17 protein-coding genes and 3 pseudogenes are annotated in these 24961 nt (G+C 70.8%); 10 read left to right on the plus strand and 10 right to left on the minus strand.

Annotated features, from left to right (window positions below; translation table 11 throughout):
• Window positions 1–87: 87 nt before the first annotated feature.
• Window positions 88–1980 (minus strand): LamG-like jellyroll fold domain-containing protein, encoded by a 1893-nt coding sequence (locus IE178_RS17830; RefSeq protein ID WP_193512997.1) that lies wholly within the window; start codon window positions 1978–1980, stop codon window positions 88–90.
• A gap of 266 nt (window positions 1981–2246) precedes the next feature.
• Between IE178_RS17830 and IE178_RS17835 the strand changes: the two genes are divergently transcribed.
• A complete protein-coding gene (locus IE178_RS17835; RefSeq protein ID WP_184765288.1) occupies window positions 2247–3086 on the plus strand; it encodes a helix-turn-helix transcriptional regulator in 840 nt (279 codons plus the stop codon).
• 152 nt (window positions 3087–3238) lie between these two features.
• On the opposite strand, the pseudogene IE178_RS36955 reads toward IE178_RS17835, so the two are convergent.
• Window positions 3239–3423 (minus strand): annotated as a pseudogene (locus tag IE178_RS36955) (IS5/IS1182 family transposase); the annotation flags it as partial.
• Window positions 3424–3719: 296 nt separating this feature from the next.
• Between IE178_RS36955 and IE178_RS17840 the strand changes: the two are divergent.
• Both IE178_RS17840 and IE178_RS17845 read left to right on the plus strand, forming a co-directional pair.
• Entirely contained in the window at window positions 3720–4427 is a 708-nt protein-coding gene (locus IE178_RS17840; protein ID WP_193512998.1) for a TetR/AcrR family transcriptional regulator, read from the plus strand.
• A 112-nt stretch (window positions 4428–4539) separates the two neighbouring features.
• Entirely contained in the window at window positions 4540–6099 is a 1560-nt protein-coding gene (locus tag IE178_RS17845; protein ID WP_193512999.1) for an MDR family MFS transporter, read from the plus strand.
• Between the two features lie 191 nt (window positions 6100–6290).
• Here IE178_RS17845 and IE178_RS36615 read toward each other — a convergent pair.
• Window positions 6291–6461: pseudogene (locus tag IE178_RS36615) on the minus strand (MmyB family transcriptional regulator); the annotation flags it as partial.
• A gap of 144 nt (window positions 6462–6605) precedes the next feature.
• On the minus strand, window positions 6606–7385 hold the full coding sequence (locus tag IE178_RS17850) for an SDR family oxidoreductase (RefSeq protein ID WP_193513000.1): 780 nt from the start codon (window positions 7383–7385) through the stop codon (window positions 6606–6608).
• Window positions 7386–7741: 356 nt separating this feature from the next.
• Here IE178_RS17850 and IE178_RS17855 point away from each other — a divergent pair, with 356 nt between their 5' ends.
• Complete coding sequence (locus IE178_RS17855; RefSeq protein ID WP_193513001.1) at window positions 7742–8014, plus strand: Atu4866 domain-containing protein; 273 nt, start codon at window positions 7742–7744, stop codon at window positions 8012–8014.
• Window positions 8015–8068: 54 nt separating this feature from the next.
• On the opposite strand, the gene IE178_RS17860 is transcribed toward IE178_RS17855, so the two are convergent.
• Entirely contained in the window at window positions 8069–8407 is a 339-nt protein-coding gene (locus IE178_RS17860) for a nuclear transport factor 2 family protein (RefSeq protein WP_184765291.1), read from the minus strand.
• 145 nt (window positions 8408–8552) lie between these two features.
• Here IE178_RS17860 and IE178_RS17865 point away from each other — a divergent pair, with 145 nt between their 5' ends.
• Window positions 8553–8690, plus strand: coding sequence for a hypothetical protein (locus IE178_RS17865; RefSeq protein ID WP_193513002.1), 138 nt, complete (start codon window positions 8553–8555; stop codon window positions 8688–8690).
• 196 nt (window positions 8691–8886) lie between these two features.
• Here IE178_RS17865 and IE178_RS17870 read toward each other — a convergent pair whose 3' ends face one another.
• From IE178_RS17870 to IE178_RS17885, 4 genes are all read right to left on the minus strand, one after another.
• Window positions 8887–9336 (minus strand): spore-associated protein, encoded by a 450-nt coding sequence (locus tag IE178_RS17870; protein ID WP_193513003.1) that lies wholly within the window; start codon window positions 9334–9336, stop codon window positions 8887–8889.
• Window positions 9337–9787: 451 nt separating this feature from the next.
• The gene (locus tag IE178_RS17875; RefSeq protein WP_193513004.1) at window positions 9788–11347 is read right to left on the minus strand and encodes a mucoidy inhibitor MuiA family protein; all 1560 of its coding nucleotides are present in this window, start codon (window positions 11345–11347) and stop codon (window positions 9788–9790) included.
• A gap of 7 nt (window positions 11348–11354) precedes the next feature.
• Window positions 11355–13478 (minus strand): DUF4139 domain-containing protein, encoded by a 2124-nt coding sequence (locus tag IE178_RS17880; RefSeq protein WP_193513005.1) that lies wholly within the window; start codon window positions 13476–13478, stop codon window positions 11355–11357.
• Window positions 13479–13844: 366 nt separating this feature from the next.
• Entirely contained in the window at window positions 13845–15047 is a 1203-nt protein-coding gene (locus tag IE178_RS17885) for an erythromycin esterase family protein (protein ID WP_193513006.1), read from the minus strand.
• Between the two features lie 69 nt (window positions 15048–15116).
• On the opposite strand from IE178_RS17885, the gene IE178_RS17890 reads away from it, so the two are divergent.
• Window positions 15117–15866, plus strand: coding sequence for a TioE family transcriptional regulator (locus IE178_RS17890; protein WP_184765296.1), 750 nt, complete (start codon window positions 15117–15119; stop codon window positions 15864–15866).
• 138 nt (window positions 15867–16004) lie between these two features.
• Here IE178_RS17890 and IE178_RS17895 read toward each other — a convergent pair whose 3' ends face one another.
• Entirely contained in the window at window positions 16005–18116 is a 2112-nt protein-coding gene (locus IE178_RS17895; RefSeq protein ID WP_438874389.1) for an MMPL family transporter, read from the minus strand.
• Between the two features lie 74 nt (window positions 18117–18190).
• On the opposite strand from IE178_RS17895, the gene IE178_RS17900 reads away from it, so the two are divergent.
• The 4 genes and pseudogenes from IE178_RS17900 to IE178_RS17915 all read left to right on the plus strand — a co-directional run bounded on the left by IE178_RS17900 (window position 18191) and on the right by IE178_RS17915 (window position 24958).
• Window positions 18191–18679 carry a MarR family winged helix-turn-helix transcriptional regulator gene (locus IE178_RS17900; protein ID WP_184765298.1) on the plus strand — a complete coding sequence of 163 codons (489 nt, stop codon included), beginning with the start codon at window positions 18191–18193 and terminating at the stop codon, window positions 18677–18679.
• Between the two features lie 191 nt (window positions 18680–18870).
• Window positions 18871–19993 (plus strand): annotated as a pseudogene (locus tag IE178_RS17905) (glycoside hydrolase family 5 protein); the annotation flags it as partial.
• A 358-nt stretch (window positions 19994–20351) separates the two neighbouring features.
• A complete protein-coding gene (locus IE178_RS17910) occupies window positions 20352–23165 on the plus strand; it encodes a lectin (RefSeq protein ID WP_221492647.1) in 2814 nt (937 codons plus the stop codon).
• Window positions 23166–23182: 17 nt separating this feature from the next.
• Entirely contained in the window at window positions 23183–24958 is a 1776-nt protein-coding gene (locus IE178_RS17915) for a lectin (protein WP_193513008.1), read from the plus strand.
• The last annotated feature ends 3 nt before the right edge of the window (window positions 24959–24961 follow it).

The raw sequence follows: 24961 nt of genomic DNA on the forward strand, positions 1-24961 counted from the left end.
CCCACCGCGCGCCGGGGAAGTGATGCCGAGCGCGTGGCGGGACGAAACATCCGGCATTCCGGGGCCGTGCGGCCGTTTGTGAGCGGCTCAGTCGACGGGGGTGAGGAAGTCGTCGACCGACAGGGGCCGCCCGACGATCCGTGTGTCGCCCATCCAGCCGTAGAAGCCCTGCCCGAAGGCTTCGTCGAACTGGGTCCCGCCCAGGACGAAGGGCTTGCCCAGGGTGGCGATGCCGGTCGATGCCTGTGCCGGGTTGCGGGCGATCTTCGAACCGTCCACGTACATCACCGTGCTGCGGGTGTCGTTGACGACGGCGATGTGCATCCAGCGCCCGACCGGCACGGCGTGGCTCCACGACGTGGGGTCGGCGTCCTGCCGGTGCGGGTAGACCACGAACTGCAGGAACCGCTCGGGCGACAGGTTGAGACTGCAGGTCGGTTCCAGCGGCGACCAGCCCGTCGTCTTGCCCGCCTCCGCGTTGCGGCCCTCCCAGCTCAGGATGCCCATCCAGCCGTGGTCGCCCTCGAACGGCTCGGGCAGCCGGACGAAGGTCTCGATGGTGTAGCCGCGGAGGAACTTCTCGCTGTTCAGGGCCGCCCGGGCGGCGGTGGTGAGGACGGCGCCGCGGTCGGGGTTCTTCCCGCCGTCGAAACGGAGGCTGGCGTGCGCGGGCTGCCCGCGGTGATGGTCCGCCGACCAGGTGAGCGCGTCGGCGCCACTGGAGTGGAGCCGGCGCACCGTCAGGTCATTGCCGTTGCCGGTCAGGTCCTTGACGACGGTGCCGTCGGCGACGGCGGCTCCGGGGGTGCCGGCCGCGTCGGTCCCGGAGGCGTCGAAGCGCCAGTAGGCGAGGGTGCCGCGGGGCATCACGGCCCGGGCGGGCCGGGGCTTGGCGGGCGTGACGGGAGCGAAGCCGGCGAACCGCGTGTCGAAGTCGACGGAGAGAGCGAACCGGTCGGTGGGACCGGTGAGTTCGATGGTCTCGGCCGCGAGCGGAGAGCGCTTCTCGGCGTCCCGGGCCAGGAACCAGGGCGAGAACGTCTCGACGTCGATGACGTTGCGCACCAGGTCGAAGCCGTAGGTACGGATCATCCCGGCGCCACCGTAGTAGCGGTCCTGGTAGTTGGTGATGTGGATGTGGACATCGTTGTCGGCGTCGTTGGTCAGTACCGTACGACCGGGCGGCCAGTAGTGCCCGCCCAGGGCCAGGAAGATCTGGTCGTTGCCTTTGATCAGGCGGTCCCAGAGGCGCTGTCCGTTGCCGGACAGCCGGGCCTCGCCGTCGTCGTCGGACCAGGCGATGTCATGCGTCGTCAGCACCGCCGGCGAAGTGGGGTGGGCATCGAGCACGCCCTGCGCCCACGCCAGTCCCCGGTCGGAGACGCGCCAGTCCAGAGCGAGGACGAGCCACTGTCGCCCGCCCGCCCGCAGGACGTGGTAGCTGTTGTAGCCGTCGGGCGAGGCACCGCCGAACGTCGGCATGGACCGGTAGCGGTCGGGCCCGAACGCGGCGAGATAGGCGGAGTCACCGCGCTGGTCGTCGGTGGACGCCTTGATGTCGTGGTTGCCCGCCAGCACGCTGTAGGGAACCCTGCCGTGCAGGACGCGGAAGGTGTCGGCGGCGAGGCCGATCTCGTCCTCGGTACCGTGCTCGGTGACGTCGCCGAGATGCGTCATGAACGCGATGTTGGCCGCCGACCGCTCGTCGGCGAGGTAGCGGAAGGTCGCCCGCAGCGGGGCGGGGTCGGCGCTGTCGGCGTCGAAGAGGTACTGGGTGTCGGGCAGCACGGCCAGAGAGAAACGCGGACTCTCGGCATCGAACCGGCCGCCGACCGTCCCGGCGTCGTCCTCGGACGCCTCGGCCGGGGCGGCGTCCAGACCGGCGGCCATGGCACCGGCGGCCGGTACGACGACCGCGGCGCGCAGCAGCGAGCGTCTGTGCAGGGGGTGGTGGTGACTGGTCTGTCTCTCTGTGCTCATCAGGGCTCCACGGACCGGTAGTGGGGTGGGGATCAGCCCGAATGCTGCTCACCCGCGCTGGCCGTCCGGTTGCGCGGAACTGAACACCGGCTGCATGGACACCGCTGCTACGGCGCGATTCCCGCCCGGACCGCCGGCCGCGTTCACCTGACCGCGGAGGGCCGTTGATCACCGCGTCGGCCCGGGGGGCCCGGTCGGTGAGGGAGCCGTGTTCCGGGGAGCAGTCCACCCAGGAACAAGGGGGGAGCGCTGCCTATCATGCGGTCATGAAGCCTTCTGAGCTCGGCGCCTACCTCAGCGCCCGGCGCGCCCGGATCACCCCGGACGAGGTGGGCCTGCCCCGTACAGGACACCGCCGGGTCCCCGGCCTGCGGCGGGAGGAGGTCGCGTTGCTCGCCGGCGTGAGCGTCGACTACTACACCCGTCTCGAGCAGGGCCGGGAACGGACGCCGTCCGGGCCCGTGATCGATGCCCTCGCGGCAGCCCTGCGCGTGGGTGAGGACGGCCGGGAGCACATGTACCGACTCACCGGACTGAGCCCGGCGGAACGCACCACCGTGGTCGACGGTCGTGTGGCCCCCGGTCTGCTGCAGCTCATGTCGGCGTGGCCGGACAACCCCGCCCTGGTGTACAACCGCGCTTTCGACGTGATCGCCTCCAACGCCATCGCCGACGCACTGTTCGTTCAGTGGCGTCATTCCCGCAACCTCATGCACATGGTGTTCGGTGAACCCGAGGCCAGGAGCTTCTACCGGGATTGGTTCGAGGTCGCGCGGAATGCGGTCGCGGGTTTCCGCCTCAATCACGGCAAGGCGCCGGGCGACCCCCGCACTCAGCAGGTGCTGACCGAACTGCTCCAGCTGAGCCCGGAGTTCAGTCAGTTGTGGGCCTCTCACGACGCGCGGGGAAAGGCCCTCGAGCAGAAGGCCTTCCAGCATCCGGAGGTCGGCCCGCTGACCCTGACCATGCAGACTTTCGACGTCCGCTCGAACCCGGGCCAGGAACTCGTCGTGTACCACGCCGAAGAAGGCTCCCCGAGCAGCGATGCACTGAGACTCCTGGGCTCGCTCGCCGCCACGACCAGGGGAGGGGAACAGCCCGCCTGAGGCCGGGGGAGGGGCACGGGCGCCCGTCGAACCGGCGCGCTCGACGTCACATCGCGCCGGAGGGAGGCCAAAGGCAACTTCCCGAAACGCGCGGCGGCGCCTCCGTGACGTCGGGTGCCCGTGTGCCGACGGTCGCCGCTGCCAAGACCGTGTCCTTGCGTGGTGAGGCGGACAAGTCGTTTGTAGCTGCCGCGTACCCCTTTTCGCAGGTCGCGGCGGTCGTAGGCGTTGTCCGCGTGCAGGCGCCGGGGCATGAAGTGGCGCGGTGGGCGTCGTGTCTCGTTCGGCGCCCCTCGATCATGTGCGTCAGCCCCTCGCTGTCGTGGGTGTTGCCGGCCGGCCGGGGCCGCCGCGCCTCGCCGGGACAGCGACGTGCGGCGGGGAAGGTCGCGATGCTCGTGCCTCGGACGCGTACCGACTCGCCGAGGCGCGGACTGCGCCGCCGGCGGCGGCCGTGTCGCTGCTCGAACGGCACACCACGCGGTGATGTCCCGCGATGCCACCGCTGCAGTGGGCCGTCCCCGCCCCGGCCGTCACGGAAGACGTAACGCTCCCGGGTGGCCGAGCCGGGCGCGGCCGCCCTGACACCCCGACTCAGAACGTGATTTTGCAGGGTCTGCATTTTTGCATACCATGCAACACGTGGAGGAGAAGACGGCGGCCACGGACAGTTGGCGAGAGCGTAAGAAGCGGGCGACGCGGGCTGCTCTGGTCGAAGCGGCGGTACGGATGGCCGTGGAGCGCGGGGTGGAGCACACCACCGTCGACGCGATCAGTGAGGCGGCGGGCGTTTCGCCACGCACCTTCTTCAACTACTTCGACTCCCGCGAAGAGGTCTTCGTCCTGGTCGGTGCGGAGTCGAGTGCCCGGGTCCGCAGTGCCTTGCTCGAGGCGCCACGCGAGCTCTCACCGCTCGAGGCGCTGCGCGACGCGATGGCGGTCGAACTGCAGGAGATCGAGCAACAACAGGAGTTGTGGCGGCTGCACGCCGAAGTGCTGCGCCGGTCTCCCGAACTCCTCGCGCGCAGTATCGGTGCTCATATGGCAGACGAGCTCGACCTGGCCGAAGCCGTTGCCGAGCGGATCGGCGCCGGCTCGCCCCTGTTCTCCGGAAATCGTGCAGGGAATACGGAGGTCGAGGCCGAGCAGCGACGACGGGCGCTGGGGCTGTACCCGCGGCTGGTGGCTGCCGTCGGCGCCTCGGCCGTCCGGATCGCGGTAGAGCACTGGTGTGTCCACCAGGAGGAGGCGGCCGTCGAGGACGTGTTCCTGGAGGTGTTCGACCACCTGGCGGCCGGACTGCCCGAGCCGCCTCCACCGGCCAGGTCAGGGCGGCGTTGACCGGATCCCTATTTCTGTGGAGACCCCTGCGTGTGACGGGGGCTCAGTGTTGACTTTCGAAAGAGACGATGTGACTACAACAGTGGCGCCTCAAGAGGCGCCTTCGACCTCCATGTCCAATCGGCAGATACTTCAGGCCATGTCGGGGCTGATGGCAGGCATGTTCGTCGCCATCCTCGCCGGGACCGTGGTCTCCAACGCGCTGCCGCGGATCATCGCCGACCTCGGAGCCAGCCAGTCCTCCTACACCTGGGTGGTCACCGCCGAACTGCTGGCGATGACGGCCACGGTGCCGCTGTGGGGCAAGCTCTCCGACCTGTACAACCAGAAACTGCTGCTCCAGCTCTCTCTCGTTATGTTCGTGGTCGGCTCGCTCCTCGCGGGCTTCTCCAACGACGTGGGGCTGCTGATCTTCAGCCGCGTCGCCCAGGGCATCGGGGCGGGCGGCCTCACCGCCCTCGCGCAGGTCGTGATGGCGGCCATCATCCCGCCGCGCAGGCTCGGCAGGTACGCGGGCGTCTTCGGTGCCGTCTTCGCCGTCGGCACGGTGGCCGGTCCGCTCATCGGCGGTGTCCTGGTGGACACTTCGTGGCTGGGCTGGCGCTGGTGCTTCTTCATCGGCGTACCGTTCGCGCTGCTCGCCATCGTGCTGCTGCAGCGCACCCTGAAGCTGCCTACCGTCCGCCGCGAGGCGAAGATCGACTTCCTGGGCGCGTTCCTGATCGTGGCGGGCGTCTGCGCGCTGCTCATCTGGGTCTCGCTCGCGGGCAACCAGTTCGACTGGGCGTCCTGGCAGACGGCCGCCCTGGTCTGCGGGGGAGTGGCGTTGCTCGTGGTCGCCGTCTACGTCGAGTCGCGGGTCGCCGAGCCGATCATTCCGCTGCGCATCTTCCGCAACCGCACCGTGTCACTGACCACGCTGGCGAGCCTGCTGGTCGGCCTGGCGATGTTCGGCGGCACTGTCTTCCTCTCGCAGTACTTCCAGGTGTCCCTCGGAAAGTCGCCGACGGTCGCGGGTCTGATGAGTCTGCCGATGATTCTCGGTCTGCTCGTCTCCTCCACGGTCGCAGGCCAGCTCATCAGCGCCACCGGCCGCTGGAAGATCTACCTGGTCATCGGTGGCGTCGCCATGACCGTGGGCCTGGGCCTGCTCTCCACGATCGGCGCGGACACGCACTTCGGTCTGCTCAGCGTCTACATGGCGGTGATGGGCATCGGCGTCGGCATGCTGATGCAGAACCTGGTCCTGGCCGCACAGAACGACGTGCCCGCCGCTGAACTGGGCGCCGCCACCTCGGTATTGTCCTTCTTCCGCAGCTTGGGCGGCACCATCGGCACCAGCGTGCTCGGCGCGATCCTCGCCAACCGTGTCGCCACCGAGATGACGAAGGGGTTGGAGCAGTCGGGTGTCCCGGCCGGTTCCGGCCAGGCCGCCGGTCACGGTGTGCCCGACATGACCACTCTGCCGGCCCCGATGCGGGAGCTCGTGGAGCACGCGTACGGGGTCGCCACGGGAGATCTGTTCCTGGTGGCCACGCCGTTCGCTGCGCTTGCGCTGATCGCGGTCCTGTTCATCAAGGAGACGCCGCTGAAGAACACGAGCGGCATGGAACGCCTCGCCCAGGAGTCCGACGCCGCCTCCGATACGCCGGCGGCGCCGGTCGGTATATAGCGGAACGTGTGCTCAAGGCGTGTGCCCGAGGGGCGACGGTGGACCGTTGCTCCTCGGGCTATGCAGATGTCTGCGGGAGGCGTGCTTTTCCGACTCCGAATGACGATTCCCGGGTCGGGAGTCGTGCACTGTTGGTGAGTTCTATTTTCGGTGGTGCCGGATCGTTGGATCCACGAGCTGAGGATGCGGAGTTTCTCTTCGCTCGGGGAGCCGGGGGCGGGTGACCAGACGGTGAGGTGCTGGTCGGGGTCTCCGCTCCAGTAGAAACTGTCCCAGTCGAAAGTGAGTGCGCCGAGCTCCGGGTGGTGGATGGTGCGAAGGCCAGCGCCGCACCCTTCACACTGCCGCGCCCGCCTCGCCATGCCCCCACGAGGAACACCGCCTCTTCACCGGTAGGGGCCCCCGGCCCCGCGCGTCAGGTCGCTACTGGCCTCACCGTCATCGGCTGGGGCGTCGCCTCCAGCCCTGTCGCGAGCGCGGCCTCGCCCTCCGCGCTCGCGACAGCACTACGGGCGTTGGCGGGCCGGACGGACGACTATCTCGTTGACGTCGACGGTGTCCGGCTGGGTGAGCGCGTACACCACGGCGTCGGCGATGGCTTCCGGCTCGATGGCGTGCGCACGGTAGGTCCGCATGGCTTCCGCGGCGTCGGAGTCGGTGATGGAGTCGGCGAGTTCCGAGGTGACCACCCCCGGTGAGACGGTGGTGACGCGTACGGACGGATCGGCCTCCTGGCGCAGACCCTCGGTGATGGCCCAGGCGGCGTACTTGGTGCCGGAGTAGACGGCACTGGTGGGCACGACCAGGTGGGCGCCGATACTCGCGATGGTGACGAAGTGTCCCCGCCCCTGCCGTTGGAAGTGCGGCAGGGCGGCGGCTATACCGTGCAACAGACCCCGGACGTTCACGTCGATCATCCGGTCCCACTCGTCGACGAGGAGCGCGTCCAGCCGCGACAGCGGCATGAGACCGGCGTTGTTGACGAAGACGTCGACGCGGCCGAAGCGGTCCGTGCCGGCGCGTACGAAGGAGACGACCTGGTCGCGGTCGGTCACGTCCAGGGACAGGGGGGTCAGGCTGCCGCCGGTGCGTTCGGCCGTCCGGGCGGTGCGCTCCGCGAGGGCTTGCAGGCGGGACAGCCGTCGGGCGCCGGCGATGACGTGATGTCCCTCCGCCACCAGCCGAACGGCGACGGCCTCGCCGATGCCGCTGCTGGCACCCGTCACGAGTACCACCTTGCGGCCGGCCTGGAGCGAACCCTTGGCTTGTTCTGTGGTTTCGTTCATGCGACCACCCTGACAAGGCCATCGCGCCGGGGGCAGGGCGCGGTTTTCCTGGGTGCGCCGCACCCAGGGACCGTACGCGCGTGCCGCTTCGACCGGATGGCCCGTCGTCCTGGTCCCGCCCACCGTCTGCGCGGAGCGGGCCGGGACGATCCTGGGAGCGCTCCGGCCTGGCCGGCCGGGCAGCGCCCTCGCAGGATGAGTGCATGCCCGGAACGAAACGAGTCCCTGTGCTCGTATCGCTGATCCTGCCGGTTCTCCTGACGCCTGCTGGCCGGCAGGAGAACGGCGAGTCCGAACGCCCGATCCGGCCGTCGTCGCAGAGCCGGACCCCCTCGACCGAGACAGGAAGCCCCACCATGAGTCACCCCTATGTCGGCATGTGGGTCACGGCCGACCACCACATCAGGCAGGAACTGCTCGCCGACGGCCGCTACGACGAAGCGCGCGGGGACCGGGAGAGTGCCTACACCGGTCGCTACTGGGTGGAGGGAGACCACATCCGGTACGCGGACGACACGGGCTTCACGGCGGACGGGACGTTCGACTCGGATGTGCTGTACCACGGCGGATACGTCTTCTACCGCGAGGGAAGCGCGGCCCACCGCGAAGCCGCCACGAGGCGGAAGTGACCTCGTCGCCGGGCGTCTCCGCCGGACGCCCGGCGTCCGGCGAGCACCGTGGCCTCATACCGCGCCGCCGAAGAAGACCTGCACCTCCCGGATGAGTCCGTCACGGACCCTGATCGCCTCCATGTTGCGGTACCGGCCGCCCGTCGTGAGTTCGTACTCGTAGAGGACGAGGACGAGTTCCTCGTCCGCCGGGGTGACGTGCAGCAACCGCTGCTCGGTCATCCGGTCGGCGGTGGGGAAGCACCGCTCGAAGAACGCCGCCTTGTCGAGGTGATCGTCCCGGGGACTGGTGAACGAGAAATCGTCGGCATAGAGATCGAGCGCCGCCTCGCGGTCCTGCGACCTGTAGTGCTGGAACGCGGCTTCGACCACGTCGGTCGCTTTCTGCGACATCATCGCTCCCCGGCCGGCCGGATCGTCCTCCTGTCACCGTAGGGCCCTTACGAGGAGAACGCGCGCTCCACTGCCCGAGTCACCCGTTCGCCCAGCATCACCGACAGCGTGAGGACAGTGCACAAGGTGAAGCGGCGCGCCGTCCATGAAGTGCCCGGCCCGGTGCACGAGCTACTGGGACCTCGAGGACCGGACCCGGGCCGACGATCCCGCCATGATGCCGGCCGTCGATCAGGTCCGCGTCGTCATCCACCCGGAGACCGTGCACCGCCACGCGTACTGACCCGCCACGCGTACTGACCCGCCGGGCCGCTGACCCGGTGGTGTTCGGCTGCGAGCCCGCCCCGTCGTTCGCCGACCGCGGTCGCTCGGCACGGGCGCGCCCCCGGCCATGGCCGGAGGGGCTCGCATCCGTACTCGCCCCGGCGAGACCTTGTGGTCCCGCCGGGGCGAGGTGGTGGCCCGTCGGGGCGGATGGGTCAGCGGGTGAAGGTGACCCGCTGCTCCTTCAGAGCCCCGCAGTTGGAGCCGTAGACCTGCACGTACACGTTGTCGATGCTGCCGCCCCAGTCGACGCAGTGGCCCTTGCCGTAGACGTAGGTCGGCCCCGCGTACGACGTGTACTGCCCGCCGTCCTGGTCGCCCTTTTCGGTGTCGGGGACGTAGACCCACGCGGACATGTCCATGGCTGTGCCCGGGGTGTTGCGGATCGTCGTGACGCAGTTCCGGCCGTTGGCCGAGTTGTACGTCAGGTAGACGGTGCCCAGCGAGGCGACGGAGGCCGAGTTCACGGTCTTGTAGCCGCTTCCGCATACCTTCTGCGGTGTGGTGTTGGGCGCAGCCGAGGCCGGCGCCGCCAAGGCGGTCATGGCCCCCACCGACAGGGCGGCCAACGTGGAGACGGACAGGACAGAACGACTGAATCTCATATTTCCCCCTTGCGACTCTTGGAGTGGTTGCTCCTGCCTGATGTGACCCGCGGGCCATGCGCATGGTTGTGCTGTGTTCGCCGCCGAATTCCGGCCCCCGACATCCCGGCCGTTCGGGCTGCCCGCTTCACGAGTCGGCGGGTTCGAGCCCCGTCGAGGACCGGGTCGTACCTGACGTGCTGGTGAGGCGCCTGGTGACTTCCCAGGGCAGGTCGTCGTGCCGGCGGCTGCCATGCCGTCGGTAGGCGCCGGGCGCGGCGCCGAGGAGAACGACGGCGGTGAGCCCCCTGCCCCGGGGAGCGTGTGCGAGCACGCGTCACCGCTGGGGAAGTGACCGCGGCGAGTCCCGGCCGTCCGGGAGCCATGGTGCGCGGCGCGGACTCCTCCTCACCGCCGGCGTACGGTGCCGGCGGTGACGAGGAGCCCCACAGCGCGACGACGGGGGCAGGGATCAGAGGCCGGAGACCTTGCTGCTCGCCGAGACCTCATAGACCAGGGTGACGGTCCGTCGGCCACCGGGCGCCAACGGGATGTTCCAGCGGACGATGCCGTCCCCGTCGATCGCGTCCGGCGCGGGAGAACAGGCGTCCTGGCGCAGGCGTACCTCCACTGCCGAGACCTCGGAGACCGGGATGCGTTCCCGCAGGACGATCGTCTCGTCGCCGTGGTCGGCGGGGGCGGAGAACCTGGAGAGGTGCAGCCGGACGGTTCGGGTGAGGACCGTCCGTTGGGTGATCCCGGCGGTGTCACGGGTTTCCTTGGTGTGCCGCAGGACCCGGTGGTCGTCCCGACTGCCGAAGGCGAGGTCCACGGGTGCGCCGGGGGCCGTGAAGTCCAGTGTGCCGCGTCCGCTGAATCCGCTGCCGCGGATGAGGTCGACAGGCCCGGCGAGCAGTGCGTGGCCGGACCGGTTGTCGCACCGCACCACCTGGCTGACCAGGGGAGACAGCTCGGGCGAGCAGGCGAACTCACTCCTCGCGGGCGAGGTGAAGGAGGACAGGGGCACGCGGTGGGCGCGGCCGTCCGCGGGCACGGAGACGGGTGCGGGGCAGTGGAGCACGCGTACCTCGCCGCCGTCGTCGACTCCCGGCAGCCCGAGCACGGGCGCGGGGCCGAGGTCGTTGATCTCCTCCTCGCGCAGGTCGACGCGGACCGTACGGCGCTCCGCGGGGGAGCGGTCCATGAGCGTCAGCCGGTCCTCGCCGAGCCGCGGCGGTGCGGTGGCCAGCGCGGAGCGGGCCGTCGACAAGGTCAGCTGTACGTTCGTCCAGTCCTCGCCGGTGCGTTGCCAGACCATCGCGTCGGTGTCCAGCGTGAGCGAATCCCCGTCGAGCACGGCCCGGTAGGCGGGCCGCCACACTGCGCACGGGGTGAGGTGGCTCAGACGCAAGCCCGCCTGCCCGGCGGCCGAGGCCTGGACGGTCAGCTCGATGTGGCCGACCAGCTCGGCGGGCTCCGTCTCGGAGGAAGCCATGGCCCGCTCGGCCTCGAAGAGCTCGGTGGCGACGGCGGCCAGCCTCGCCTCCACCGTGCGCAGTCGTTCGCCGTGGGAGTCGCGTTCGTTGTCCACCCGGTCCAGTTCCCGGGTCCAGCGGGCCGTGTCGGTCTCTCCCAAGCCGGCGCCCTCGCCGATCTCCCGCAGCAGATCGGCGGCGAGACGGCCGAGCAGATCGAGGCGGGTGTGCAGCCGGTCGCGCTGCTGCTCCAGGGAGGTCCTCTCCTCTTCCAGGGCTGTCACGTGGTGGCGCAGGGCGGAGTCGTCGGCGGTGGGCTGCGGCCCGCGCGGCGTCCAACCGCGGACCATCCGCACGTCGAGCACGCTCGCCGGGTGGTCGGCGGTCAGCTCGGCATGCAGGGTGCGGTCGACGGCCAGCGCGCTGACCGGTCCGAGACGCAGCCGCTGGGTGCCGGCCTCGAGATCGACAACGGTGGTGCGCTCGACGTGAGCGCGGTCCTCCGTACAGGTGACGGCGGTGACGGGGAGGGGGATCGGCTCCGATGACGTGGACATCAACGTGTCAGCTCCTGCGGTTGCCGCCGGTCAGGGCCTTGCCGGCCGGGATCCGGATGTCGTAGCCGCCGTCGAGGGCGGCGGTGCCGCCGGCGGGCAGCTCGAGCCGCCACACACGCGTGCCCGGCACGTGATCGTCCGGGCCCACGCCGCTCCCGGGTGCCGTCCAGTCGGCTCGCTCCTCGATCCGGACGTCCGCGTCGGAGGTGACCGGCACGCGCTCGCGCACCTCGACGGAGACGGGCACCGCAAGCCGGTTGGCGAGCTCCACGTGGACGCGGTGGTCGAGCACGGTGATGTTGTTGCGCAGTCCCGAGGTCGATTCGTGCAGGTTCGTACGGCGGGTCACCGCGATGGCCTCGGCCGGCCCGAGCCCCACCCTGCACACACCGCCCGGGGCGAGCGTGGGCAGCGAGGCGGTCAGCAGGAACGCCTCGTCCACGGTGACGTCCACCGGGCCGGCCAGCAAGGCCTGATCGGTGGCGTTGGAGAGTACGAGCGTCGCGTACACGGTCTGTTCCACGGACGGAACACAGACGTACTCGGTGCGCAGACCGACCGGGACCTCGCCGATGGTGACGGTGTGCCAGGTGCCGTCCGACGGTACGTCGGCGGGGGCGGCGGCATCGAATCGGTGGTCGAAGGAACCCGCCGACTCGCGGGGCCGCACCGCGTGTCCCGGAAGGGGCAGCGCGGTCACCTTTTCCGCGCGGCGGCGGTGCTCGGCGGTCACCGGGTCGACGGCAGAGCCGGGGAACAGCCGGCCTCGGCGGCCGTCCTGTTCGTCCGGACCGCGCAGGACGAGCGCGGTGTAGTCGAGGTCGGCGTCGTTCGGCCGGGGCGGCCCCGCTGCCGGTGCCGTCGGCGCGGACCCCGCGGGGGCCCCGAATGCCGGGGGCGGAGCCGCTGCGGCCCGGCCGTCGACTGCGGGTGCCGGGGCTGCGCCCGGAGCGGCGGGCCCGCCGCCGGTACGTGGCCTGCCGCGGGTCCGCGACCGGGTGGGCGGCACGGGGTCGCCGGTGCCGCTGCCGAACGCCTGGGGGGAGGGGCCCGGAGGGCCGCCGGGTACCGGCAGCGCGGCGGGCGGCCCGCCGTAGCCCGCCGGAGCGGCCGGCGGCGGAAGGGGAACGGACGCAGAACCGGATGACCGGGCCGTCCCGTCCGCGAAGCTGGCCCCGACTGCCACCGGTGCGGTGTCGGTGCCGGGGCGGGGGCTTGCCGCGTCGTAACCGGCGAAGAGATCGGTCAGTCCCGCCGGGTGCGCACGCCAGCCCGAAGGGGTGGGGACGGGCTGACTCCGGCCGATCCGTATCGAGCGGAGCTGTGGCAGGCCGGTGCGACGACGCAAGTCGGCGGTGGCCAGGGCGATACGCACGCCGGTCCAGTCCTCGCCCGTGCGCTGGGCGACCGAGGCGCGCAACAACAGGCTTCCACCGCTGCCTCCCTGACGGTAAGTCAGGTGGTAGGCCGGCACCCAGACGGCGCCGGGCACCCCGTACTCGACCTCCACATCGATGTCCGTGTCACCCGCGCCGTCGAGGGTCAGAGCCGCACTCAACGAGGTCTCCACGCGGGCTGACGGTGAATCGGTGGAGGCACGGGAGAGCCTGTCCACGGCGATGGCGAGCTCGTGCTCGACCCGGCGCAGCTCCTCCTCCAGCTCGCGAAGGCGGCTGTGCAGCCCGGTCAGGCGCTCGTCGGCGAAGTCGGAGAGTCCCAGCCACGCGTCCACCGGGGTGCGGCGGTGCGGGTCGTCCCGCTCGCGGGCCGGTGGCACCGGACGTAGCGCCTTGACCTCCTCGATCAGACCCAGTTGCCGGTCCCGGCGGCCCCGCGCCGCCGCACAGTCGTCGCGCAGCCGTTCCACTTCGCGCCGCAACTCGTCGGACAGGCCCGCACCGGACGGCTCGGCCTCGACCTCCACCCGGGCCTCCGTCACGCGGACCCCGGGAGCGCCCACGACGCGCGCCCGAAGCGAGCCCCGGTCCAGCGAGCGGGGCAGTCCCGTCACCCACACGCGTCCGTCCGTCGGCACACTGCCTCGGGCGAGGCGGTGGCAGAGCGCGCCCTGCGCGTACACCACTACCGAATCGAGTGTCGACGCCCACCGCGGGGCCGTCCCAGCCGTCATGTGTCCCCCACCCCAGCCGTGTCGTGCCGAGGGCAGCCTACGCGTTGGCAGGGGCCGGATCACGCGGGGAGTCGTGCGGGCCGACGACACGGTGCGGCGGCCGGTGGGGCCGCACCCGCCGTTCGTGCACCGAAGGAGTACGACGTCAATGACATCAGTCTCGAGCCCACCACGCAGCATTTCGCCGACGCGAGGTGAAGGCGGGCACCATCACAGCCTGTCGGCAGCACCGGCGTCCTGCCCGTGATCCTTTACGTGCCCGGCGGCCGGATTCTCGCGATGCCGACCCCTACGCACCTCTGGTGCGCGAGCCGGCCGTCGCGGCGAAGGCCGCCCTGGTCGAGTGGCAGGAAGGCCCAAGCGGCCCTAGCTCCGCGTGACGTCCTTGACGAACAAGATGCCGTCGCTGTCCGCCAGGTGGGCCGGGTCGAGCGGGGCGTAGCCGAACCAGGGGGATACCCGGGGTGCGGGACGCGTGCCGCCGAGGGCGGTGGCCAGCCGCCGGGCGTCGATGACCGAGCGGTCCTCCGGGAGCGCGTACAGGAGTCCTTCGACGGTGTCCGGCGGCGGCGTGTCCACTCCCTGGTGCCGGATCGTGCCGAGGGCCGTTGCCACGACGGCGTACTCCTCGCCGAGCCGGGTGCTCACCAGCGCACCGGCGCCCCACCACTCCAGCGGCATCCCGCCCATCCGCATCGTGCTCTTTCGCCTCTGCAGATGGGAGGTGTGGGCGTGGACGAGCGCCGGGCCCCGAGCTGCGAGGGCGAGGAGGTTGTCGGCCATCATCTGGTCCCGCACGCCCGCCAGCCGCGTCAGGCGGGCCGGTGAGGCATCGGCCATCCAGTGGTGGTAGCGCAGCAGCCCGGTCGCGGTGCGCCCGTACAAGCGCGCCCGGTCCCAGTCGTCCCGCGATGTCGCCCTGATCAGGTGCGGCGCCCGCTCCTCGAGCAGTGCCTCCAGGTCGTCGGCGAGCAGCCGCAGTCGACCGGCCTCGGCCGACTGTCCCACCGACCGGGCGGGGTCCCTCATCGCGGCGGGATCGCTCCACCGGTCGTCGGCGCCGAGCAGGCGATCGAGTGTTTCAGCGGTGCAGGGGAGCAGGTCCGCGTCCACCCGGGCCGAGAGGTAGCCGTGGAGCGCGGTGAGGGCCTGCCGGGGGCTCGCGGCGCCGGAGATCTCCAGCGGGCCGTCGAAACCGGCGAAGCGGAGCCGCTCGGACGCGGGCCGGCCGGCGTTGTGGGCGCGCATCCAGCGCACGAGTTCGCGGTTGGCCGCCGAGGTGCCCCAGCCGTGGCTGATGCCGCGCTCCATGACCTCGTCGAGAGTGCCCGTGCCCGAGGTGACGTAGTCGTCCACGACCAGGCCCATCATGCAGTCGCTCTCGATCGCGATCGTCCGGTAGCCCTCCTGCTCGACGAGCTCGCGGAAGAGCTCGTTGCGCAGGTCGAGCAGAGCGTCCTCGCCGTGTGTGGGCTCGCCCAGGGCGAGCAGCCGAGGCCGGACCGGGAGCAGCCGCATGACGGCGGCGGCCTCGACGGCATGGGCGGTGTCTTCAATGCCAGTAGCCATGGCCTCAACGGTATCGTTGAACCTACGGTTGAGACTTGGTTGAGACTTTCTCGCGATATCGTCGGTGTCATGGGAGGAAACCTTCAAAGCGGCGAGCGGCTCAGGCCGGTTGATCTGGCGCGCGGGCACGGTCTGTCCACGCAGGCGATCAGGAACTACGAGGAGGCCGGCATCCTTCCGGCGGCCGGTCGCACACCCCACGGCTACCGCACCTACACCCCGCTGCACGCGCGGGCCCTGCGCGCGTTCCTCGCCCTGGTGCCCGGCCACGGCCACCAGGCGGCGACGTCGATCATGCGGGCCGTGAACCAGGGCGCGGTCGATGAGGCGTTCCGCCTCGTCGACGAGAGCCACGCCCAGCTTCTCGACGACCGGCGGACCCTCCAGGCCGTGGAGAGCGCCCTCCGCGACCTGGAGCCCACCGCGTCGCCCGAGCCCGGTGTGGCTTCCGGGCCTGCCGGGGTGTCCGGACCCGGCCCCACGTTCATCGGGCCGCTGGCAGGGAAGCTCGGAATCCGGCCCGCGACGCTGCGCAAATGGGAGCGCGCCGGGCTGGTCCGCCCGCGCCGCGACCCGCGGACCGGGTACCGCGTCTACGACGAGGCCGACGTCCGGGACGCCCGGCTGGCCCACCAACTCAGGCGCGGCGGCTACCTGCTGGAGCAGATCGCCCCGTTGATCGCCCAGGTGCGGGCGGCCGGCGGACTGGAGCCGCTCGAGGCCGCACTCCGTGACTGGCACGGCCGGCTGTCCGCCCGCGGGCGGGCGATGCTGACCGGGGCCGCAGAGCTGGAGGCGTACCTCAGCGAGCGCGGATGACGCTTCGGTCACCCGGCCGAACGGAAACGGAAGCCCCTTTCATGGAGAGCGGCGTGGCGAGCGCCGAGCCACCGTGAAAGCCGCGCCCAGGGCTCCGCCCGCACCACCACCGGGCGTCGGACCGATGGCCGGCGGCCGTCACTCGGGCGGCTTCGGCCGGGTCGCCGTTCCGGTGTCGCTGCCGACCAGGGAGCTGGGCCACCAGGCCCGCGGCCCGATGTCGATCACCAGTGCGGGCACCAGGAGCGAGCGGACCACGAGGGTGTCGAGCAGAACGCCGAACGCGACGATGAACGCGATCTGCACCAGGAAGGCGAGGGGAATCACCATCAGGGCCGTGAACGTCGCGGCGAGGACGACGCCGGCCGAGGTGATCACGCCTCCGGTCGTGGTCAGCCCGCGCAACATGCCCCGGCGGCTGCCGTGTACGAGCGCTTCCTCCCGGACCCTGGACATCAGGAAGATGTTGTAGTCGACTCCCAGCGCCACGAGGAACACGAAGCCGTAGAGCGGCACCGAGGCGTCGGTCCCGCCGAACCCGAGCAGGTGCTCGAAGACGAGCACCGACACACCGAGTGTCGCCAGGAAGTTGAGTGCGACGGTCGCCACCAGCAGCACCGGTACCAGCAAGGAGCGCAGCAGCAGTACCAGGATCAGCAGGATGATGGCGAGCACGAGCGGCACGATGAGGGTGCGGTCCTGCGCGGCGGTCCGCTGGGTGTCGTATTGCTGCGCCGTGTATCCGCCGACCAGCGCGTCCGCGCCGGACACCGCGTGCACGTTGTCCCGCAGACGCTCGATGGTTTCCTTGGCGGCGTCGCTGTCGGCGGCGGACCGCAACGTGGCGTCGATGCGGACGCGGCCGTCGACGACGAGTGGTTCTCCTGCTCCCGGCCGTCCCGAGGCGGCGAGGGCGCCGGCCGCCGCCACGCCGTCGGTCTCCCGCGCGGCCGTGGTCACCTCGGCCGCGCGACCGGCATCGGCGATGATCACGGCGGGGTTCCCCGATCCGCCGGGGAAGTGCCGGCCGAGAGTCTGCTGCGCCGTCACCGAGGACGCGTCCCCCACGAAGATCTCGTCGAGTGGCACGCCCCTGGCGGTCAGCGACGGCGAGAAGGCCGCGAACGCGGTCAGCACCAGCGCGGTCAGCACCCATGTCCTGCGCGGATGCCGATCCACCGTCGCGGCGACCCGACGCCAGACGCCGTGCCCTTCCACGGAAGCGTCCGACGCCTTCGGCCGGGAGGGCCAGTACGCGGCACGGCCCAGCAGGGCCAGCACGGCCGGCAGGAAGGTGAGCGTGGAGAGCACGGCGCACACGACGCCGATCGCACCGACCGGCCCGAGGGCACGATTGTTCGTGAGGTCGCTGGCCAGCAGGACCAGCAGCCCGAGTGCCACGGTGGCGGCGCTGGCGATGATCGCGCCGAACGAGCGGCGCACCGCGGCGAGCGCCGCCGCGGCCCGGTCTCCGCGAAGGGCGAGTTCCTCGCGGAAGCGGGCTGCCACCAGCAGCGCGTAGTCAGTGGCGGCACCGATCACCAGGATGGAGAGGATCCCCTGCACCTGGCCGTCCACCCGGACGACGTCCCGGTCCGCCAAGGCGTAGACGACGGCGCACGCCAGTCCCAGGGCGAAGACGGAGCCGAGGATGATGAGGAACGGAAGCAGGACGCTGCGGTAGACGAGCAGCAGGATCAGCAGCACCGCTCCGAGCGCCACGCCCAGCAGCAGCCCGTCGATGCCGGAGAACGCGTCGGACAGGTCGGCCTGGCTCGCCGCGGGGCCGGCGATCTGTGCCGTGGCGTCCGGCACGCCGTCTGCCGCACGACGCACCTCACCCAGCACCTCGGGCAGTTCGTCGCCGAGGCCGGGTTCCAGCCGGACGACGGCCTGCAGGGCGAGACGGTCGTCGGAGACCAGCGCGGCCGACGGGCGACCGGCGATGCCCGGGTGTCCCGCGAGGGCGGCGACGGCACGGGTGGCCTCGGCCTGCTGAGCCTTGGTGACCCGGCCACCGTCGGTCGTCCAGACGACGATGGCGGGCAGGGCGTCGGACTGGGCGAACGCCTCACCGGCTTCGAGTGCCCGGGTGGACTCGGCGCTCCGCGGCAGGAACGCCGCCTGATCGTTCGTGGCCACTTCGCCCAACTTGCCCGCATACGGGCCGAGCGTGCCCCCGATGCCCAGCCAGGCGAACAACAGGACGATGGGGATGAGCCACCGGGCCGAGCGCGGTGTGATCTTCACGTGAATCCTCGGATGGTGCCAATGTGTGTCAATCATCGACTATCTCAATGATTGAGTAATCATATAATGGAGGTATGAGCGGCACCGGCAGCCCTTCGCCATCCCTTCCCGTGGACGACCCGACGGGGTTGCAGTCCTTCGCGGTCCTTCTGCGCCGAATGAACGGCGAGTTCAACCGCATCGCCCAGGAGTTCGCCCAGGCGCAGGGTCTGCACCTCACGGACGTGCTCGCCCTGATCGCACTGCTGGACGCCGATCCCGCGGACGGCCCCATGACCCCTGGCCGGCTGCGCAAGCAGCTCCACCTCACCTCCGGCGCGGTGACCGCATGCGTCGACCGGCTGGAGAAGGCGGGCCACATCCGCCGGGTCCGGGCGCTCGACGACCGCCGGGTGGTGCACCTGCACTACGCGGAGGCCGGTCGGAGCGTCGCCCGGGACTACTTCCGGCCGCTGGCCCGTGGCACCGCAGCGGCCCGTGACCGCTTCACCCAGGACGAACTGGCGGTCGTCGCGCGCTTCCTCACCGAGATGAACGAGGAACTGGGCCTCGTGGGCCGCTGAACGAGCCGCTGTCGAACGGTCAACCGCCGAGTGGTGGCGGAACGCCGACCGGGGCGCCGATGGATGGGACGTGTCTGTCGGTGCGGGCCCGGACGGCCGCCGCGTTCGGCGGTTGCGGAGGCGGCCGTGGGGTTGTCTGCGCAGGTCTCCAGGTCTGGACCGTGCCGGCTGTCGTGACGCATTATGACGACGTCATCGAGGGCATCAACTGGACCGGCATCCCCGTCGACGGGTTCGCGCACGGGCGCCCCACCCTGGAGCCCGTACGCCACCTCTCGCACACCCTCGTCGACTCGGGCAAGCTCGTCTACTCCGCCCACTTCTACGGCTACACCGGCCCGAACCACAGCGGCGCCACCGGAATCGGCGAGACCACCGACCCCCGCTACCAGGACCTGCCCCGCGCCGAACTGACCGACGTGCTGTACCGCCAGGCCTTCTTCGTCACCGACGAGCCGGACCGGCACTTCACCGCCCCCGTATGGATCAGCGAGTTCGGTGTCGGCGGTCGTGCGGAGACGGGCGTGGCAGAGCGCGCCTGGTTCGAGAACTTCGTCGACCATCTGATCCGCGCGAACGCCGACTTCGCGTACTGGCCGCTCGTCGGCTGGCACGAGAACCGCCGGGGCAACGGCTGGGCGCTGCTGCACTGGGATGCTGCGGGTCACCGCATGGGTCTGTACGACGGTGACGACTGGCGGGCCGGGGCGTGGACCCGGCTCGGGGAGGCCACCGGCCGCTCCGGACATGTGCTGCCCGGGGCCAACTGGTCGATGCTCAGTCCCGACCACACCGACTTCGTCGCCTCGCGCCGCATGCGCGCTGCCCGACTGGGACTCCGGCGCACGCAAGGCCGCCTGCCCCGCCGGACAGCGCCTCCTGGGCCTGAGCCACACCGGCAACCGGGGGCTGTGTTCCGACGTGATCGCCGGGCCCCTGGGGGACCCCTCCGGTGGACACGAAGTGGTCAGGGGCGAGCGGCATGTCACGCCGGGCGCTGACTGGGCGTCCGGCTACACCGAACTCCAGTGCCCGGACGGCCACTTTCTCAGGGGCTACAGCGTCCGCGGTGGCGCCGTGTCGGCCGCCCTGTGCGTGAGGGCCTCACACGGCGGGACCACCGCGACGAGCGGCCGTACGGTGTGGTTCGACCGGAGCGACAACCGGGGCGCCCTGCCCAAGGGTGGCGATTTCGCACACGGCCACCACAAGGGCCAGTGCGCGGACGACGAGTACGCCGCCGGAATCGCCTACACCGGCCGCATCGGCTCGTCACGGACCCCGGACGCGCTGTACTGCCGCACGCTCGACTGACGTGTCCGGGGCGTCGGTTGCCGTGCGGCCGGCGGACTCCCGAAGGCCGCCGACAGGACAGCCGGACCCTGCACGGGCCGAGGTGGCACCCGGGCCCACGGGGTGGCGCCGGCACTTTGTCTCACCTGAGGAAGAAGATGCGGGACTGCGCGCGAAAGGGGTTACGTGTTCGCGCGAGGCCCGCTAACTTCCTTGAAATGAACCGGTCATGAACCTGCTCGGAGTGACGGGCCGGTGTTCGACGGCGCGACGGCGCGCGCCTGTACTCCTTTCACGGCAGGCCCCCAGGCCTGTCGCCACCCCCCATATCCTGGAGACTTCCGTGCGTACGAGACCGCTCGGACACAGACGTATCCGCATGCTGCTGACGGCCGTGGTGTGTGCCATGGGCCTGGCGCTGCCCGTGGGCCCGGCCGCCGCAGCCCCCACTACCGCCCCGCCCCGACCGGCCGCCGCGGCCGAGGACTTCCAGCAGGTCACCCTTGCCAAGGGCGTGGCCGAAACGGGCGAGCCCATGACGCTCGCCGTCCTGCCGGACCGCTCGGTGCTGCACACCTCGCGCGACGGCACCCTGCGGCTGACCGACGCGGCGGGCACCACCAGCGTGGCGGGCAAGCTGGACGTCTACAGCCACGACGAGGAGGGCCTGCAGGGCGTCGCCGCCGACCCCGGCTTCTCCACCAACCGCTTCGTCTACCTGTACTACGCTCCCAAGCTGAGCACCCCGGCCGGCGACGCCCCCGCCGACGGAACGGCATCCGACTTCACCCCGTTCGACGGCGTCAACCGGCTGTCCCGCTTCGTCCTGCGCCCCGACGGCACCCTGGACGCGGGCAGCGAGAAGAAGATCCTCGACGTACCGGCCTCCCGGGGCCTGTGCTGTCACGTCGGCGGCGACATCGACTTCGACGCGGCGGGCAACCTGTACCTGTCGACGGGCGACGACACCAACCCCTTCGCTTCGGACGGTTACACCCCCATCGACGAGCGCGCCTCGCGCAACCCCGCCTACGACGCCCAGCGTTCCTCGGGCAACACCAACGACCTGCGCGGCAAGGTCCTTCGTATCAAGGTGAACCCGGACGCGACGTACAGCATCCCGGCGGGCAACCTCTTCGCGCCCGGCACCGCCAGGACCCGGCCCGAGATCTACGCGATGGGCTTCCGCAACCCCTTCCGGATGAGCGTCGACAAGACCACGGGCACCGTCTACGTCGGTGACTACGGCCCGGACGCGGGCACCGCCAGTGCCTCCCGCGGCCCCGGAGGGCAGGTCGAGTTCAACCGGATCACCAAGGCCGGCAACTTCGGCTGGCCCTACTGCACGGGCAAGAACAACGCCTATGTCGACTACGACTTCGGCACCGGCGCCTCGGGCGCGGCCTTCAACTGCGCGGCCCCGAAGAACACGTCGCCGCGCAACACGGGCCTGACCGATCTGCCGCCCGCCCAGCCCGCCTGGATCCCCTACGACGGCGCTTCCGTCCCCGAGTTCGGCAACGGATCCGAGTCGCCCATGGGCGGACCCGTCTACCGGTACGACGCGGGCTCCACCTCCGAGGTGAAGTTCCCCGCCGAGTACGACGGCGACTTCTTCGCCGGCGAGTTCGGCCGCCGCTGGATCAAGCGGATCGAGGCCGGCGGTGACGGGACCGTGCAATCCATCAACGCCTTCCCCTGGAGCGGCACCCAGGTGATGGACATGGCCTTCGGACCGGACGGCGCCCTCTACGTCCTCGACTACGGCACCGGCTACTTCAACGGCGACGCCAACTCGGCCCTGTACCGCATCGAGCACGTGACCGGTGGGCGTGCCCCGGTCGCCCAGGCCAAGGCGAACACCACCTCCGGCACAGCACCCCTGACCGTCGCCTTCTCCTCGGCCGGCAGCTCCGACCCAGACGGGGAAACGCTCAGCCACGCCTGGACCTTCGGCGACGGCGCCACCTCCACCGCGGCCGACCCGTCCCACACCTACACCGCCAACGGTCAGTACACCGCGACGCTGAAGGTCACCGACCCCACCGGCAAGTCCGCCACCGCCTCCGTACAGATCACCGTCGGCAACACCGCCCCGACCGTGCGGCTAGACACGCCCGCCGACGGACGGATCTACGACTTCGGCGCCGCCATCCCGTTCAAGGTGACGGTCACCGACCCGGAGGACGGCGCGATCGACTGCGCCAAGGTGAAGGTCACCTTCATCGTCGGCCACGACAGCCACGGACACCCGCAGACCTCGGCCACCGGCTGTACCGGCACCCTGCAGACCCTGGCGGACGGCGAACACGACCCCAACGCCAACATCTTCGGGGTCATCGACGCCGAGTACACCGACAAGGGCGCGGGCGGCCAACCCGCGCTCACCGCGCACGACCAGCACATCACCCAGCCCAGCCACCGGCAGGCCGAGCACTACGGCGACTCCGCCGGCGTCCAGGTCATCAACCACGCACCCGCGCACGGCGGCAAGACGGTCGGCGACATCGAGAACGGCGACTGGATATCCTTCACGCCCTACAGCCTCGACAACGCCACCGGGCTCACCGCCCGTGTCTCCTCGGCGGGCACCGGCGGCACCCTCGAGGTCCGCACCGGTTCGCCGACCGGCCCCCTGCTCGGGACGGCCACCGTGCCGGTCACCGGCGGCTGGGAGACCTTCCAGGACGTCACGGCGCCGCTGAGCGACCAGCCGGCCGGTACCACCACCCTCTACCTCGTCTTCAAGGGCGGCAGCGGAGCGCTGTTCGACGTGGACGAGTTCTCCTTCACCACGTCCACCGGCGGCACCCGCTCGGGTGAGGTGAAGGGGGTGGGTGGCAAGTGTCTGGATGTGGACAACGCGGGCACCGCGGATGGTACGGAGGTGCAGATCTGGACGTGCAACGCGACGGCTGCGCAGCGGTGGACGGTGGCTGGTGACGGTTCGTTGAGGGCGTTGGGCAAGTGTCTGGACGTGTCCGGTGGTGCGAGTGCGGACGGTACGAGGATCCAGTTGTGGACGTGCAACGGGACGGGGGCGCAGAAGTGGGCGGCCCAGTCGGACGGTACGGTCCGCAATCCGCTGTCGGGCAAGTGCCTGGACGCCTCGGGCGGTACGTGGGAGGACGGGACGCCGGTGCATCTGTGGACCTGCCACACCGGACCCAACCAGAAGTGGACCCTGCCGTAGAAAGGAGGCGACCTGCGATGCGTACCCTGCTCAAGACGGCGCTCACCCTGTGTGCCGGCGCCATGCTCTGCCTGACACCCCAGACCGCGGCCCTGCCCGGCTCCGCACCGGCCGCCCACAGCACCGCGCGAAGCGTGCACGCCGCGGACCTCACGGCGACCGCGGCGGCCGACCCGGCGTACAAGATCCTCGTCTTCTCCCGGACGGCGGGCTTCCGCCACTCCTCGATCGACGAGGGCGTCACGGCCCTGCGCGACCTGGGAGCGGCGAACAACTTCACCGTCGACGCCACCGAGGACCCGGGAACCTTCACCACCGCCAATCTCGCCCAGTACCGGGCCGTGGTCTTCCTGTCGACCACGGGCGACGTACTCGGCCCCGCCCAGCAGACCGCCTTCGAGCAGTACCTGGGCACCGGTGGCGGATACGTCGGCATCCACGCCGCCGCCGACACCGAGTACGACTGGCCCTTCTACGAAGGACTCGCCGGCGCCCTCTTCCAGTCCCACCCCGCCATCCAGCCCGCGACCGTCAAGGTCGAGGACCGGGCGCACGACGCCACCGCGCACCTGGGCCCCACCTGGCAGCGCACCGACGAGTGGTACAACTACCGCACCAACCCCCGCACCACCGCCCACGTGCTGGCCTCGCTGGACGAGTCCAGCTACTCCGGCGGCTCCATGTCCGGCGACCATCCGATCGCCTGGTGCAAGGACTACGCCGGTGGCCGGGCCTTCTACACCGGCGGCGGCCACACCGAGCAGTCCTACACGGACCCCGCCTTCCGCCGGCACCTGCTCGGAGGCATTCGCTGGGCCGCCGGGACCACCAAGGCCGACTGCCGCCCGGAGACCGGCTACACGCCCCTGTTCGACGGCACCGGCACGACCGGCTGGAAGCAGGCGGGACCCGGCGGCTTCACCCTGGCCGACGGCACCCTCACCTCGCACGGCGGACTGGGTCTGTTCTGGTACGGCGCCACGGAGTTCACCGGCGACTACTCCCTGAAGCTGGACTGGAAGGCGAGCGGTGACGACAACTCCGGTGTCTTCGTGGGCTTTCCGTCGTCCGACGACCCCTGGTCGGCGGTGAACAACGGCTACGAGATCCAGATCGACGCCACCGACGCGGCCGACCGCACGACGGGAGCCGTGTACGGATTCCAGTCCGCCGACCTTGCCGCGCGCGACGGCGCGCTGAATCCGCCGGGGGAGTGGAACACGTACGAGATCCGCGTCACCGGAGAGCGGCTGGAGCTCTTCCTCAACGGCCGGAAGATCAACGACTTCACTAACACCGACCCGGCGCGCAGCCTGAAGCAGGGCCACATCGGCCTCCAGAACCACGGTGACGGCGACGACGTGGCCTTCCGCAACATCCGGATCAAGCAGACCGCACCCCCGTCCGACACCCGCTCGGGTGAGGTGAAGGGGGTGGGTGGCAAGTGTCTGGATGTGGACAACGCGGGCACCGCGGATGGTACGGAGGTGCAGATCTGGACGTGCAACGCGACGGCTGCGCAGCGGTGGACGGTGGCTGGTGACGGTTCGTTGAGGGCGTTGGGCAAGTGTCTGGACGTGTCCGGTGGTGCGAGTGCGGACGGTACGAGGATCCAGTTGTGGACGTGCAACGGGACGGGGGCGCAGAAGTGGGCGGCCCAGTCGGACGGTACGGTCCGCAATCCGCTGTCGGGCAAGTGCCTGGACGCCTCGGGCGGTACGTGGGAGGACGGGACGCCGGTGCATCTGTGGACCTGCCACACCGGACCCAATCAGAAGTGGACCCTGCCCTGACGG

It is taken from the genome of Streptomyces griseoloalbus, assembly GCA_014650015.1.
Classification (GTDB): Bacteria; Actinomycetota; Actinomycetes; order Streptomycetales; family Streptomycetaceae; genus Streptomyces; species Streptomyces griseoloalbus.

What these genes read in the sequence shown, in the direction of transcription:
- IE178_RS17830 (WP_193512997.1), bottom strand. Translation starts at nt 1,980, where the DNA reads ATGAGCACAGAGAGACAGACCAGTCACCACCACCCCCTGCACAGACGC.
- IE178_RS17835 (WP_184765288.1), top strand. Translation starts at nt 2,247, where the DNA reads ATGAAGCCTTCTGAGCTCGGCGCCTACCTCAGCGCCCGGCGCGCCCGG.
- IE178_RS17840 (WP_193512998.1), top strand. Translation starts at nt 3,720, where the DNA reads ATGCAACACGTGGAGGAGAAGACGGCGGCCACGGACAGTTGGCGAGAG.
- IE178_RS17845 (WP_193512999.1), top strand. Translation starts at nt 4,540, where the DNA reads ATGTCCAATCGGCAGATACTTCAGGCCATGTCGGGGCTGATGGCAGGC.
- IE178_RS17850 (WP_193513000.1), bottom strand. Translation starts at nt 7,385, where the DNA reads ATGAACGAAACCACAGAACAAGCCAAGGGTTCGCTCCAGGCCGGCCGC.
- IE178_RS17855 (WP_193513001.1), top strand. Translation starts at nt 7,742, where the DNA reads ATGAGTCACCCCTATGTCGGCATGTGGGTCACGGCCGACCACCACATC.
- IE178_RS17860 (WP_184765291.1), bottom strand. Translation starts at nt 8,407, where the DNA reads ATGTCGCAGAAAGCGACCGACGTGGTCGAAGCCGCGTTCCAGCACTAC.
- IE178_RS17865 (WP_193513002.1), top strand. Translation starts at nt 8,553, where the DNA reads ATGAAGTGCCCGGCCCGGTGCACGAGCTACTGGGACCTCGAGGACCGG.
- IE178_RS17870 (WP_193513003.1), bottom strand. Translation starts at nt 9,336, where the DNA reads ATGAGATTCAGTCGTTCTGTCCTGTCCGTCTCCACGTTGGCCGCCCTG.
- IE178_RS17875 (WP_193513004.1), bottom strand. Translation starts at nt 11,347, where the DNA reads ATGTCCACGTCATCGGAGCCGATCCCCCTCCCCGTCACCGCCGTCACC.
- IE178_RS17880 (WP_193513005.1), bottom strand. Translation starts at nt 13,478, where the DNA reads ATGACGGCTGGGACGGCCCCGCGGTGGGCGTCGACACTCGATTCGGTA.
- IE178_RS17885 (WP_193513006.1), bottom strand. Translation starts at nt 15,047, where the DNA reads ATGGCTACTGGCATTGAAGACACCGCCCATGCCGTCGAGGCCGCCGCC.
- IE178_RS17890 (WP_184765296.1), top strand. Translation starts at nt 15,117, where the DNA reads ATGGGAGGAAACCTTCAAAGCGGCGAGCGGCTCAGGCCGGTTGATCTG.
- IE178_RS17900 (WP_184765298.1), top strand. Translation starts at nt 18,191, where the DNA reads ATGAGCGGCACCGGCAGCCCTTCGCCATCCCTTCCCGTGGACGACCCG.
- IE178_RS17910 (WP_221492647.1), top strand. Translation starts at nt 20,352, where the DNA reads ATGCTGCTGACGGCCGTGGTGTGTGCCATGGGCCTGGCGCTGCCCGTG.
- IE178_RS17915 (WP_193513008.1), top strand. Translation starts at nt 23,183, where the DNA reads ATGCGTACCCTGCTCAAGACGGCGCTCACCCTGTGTGCCGGCGCCATG.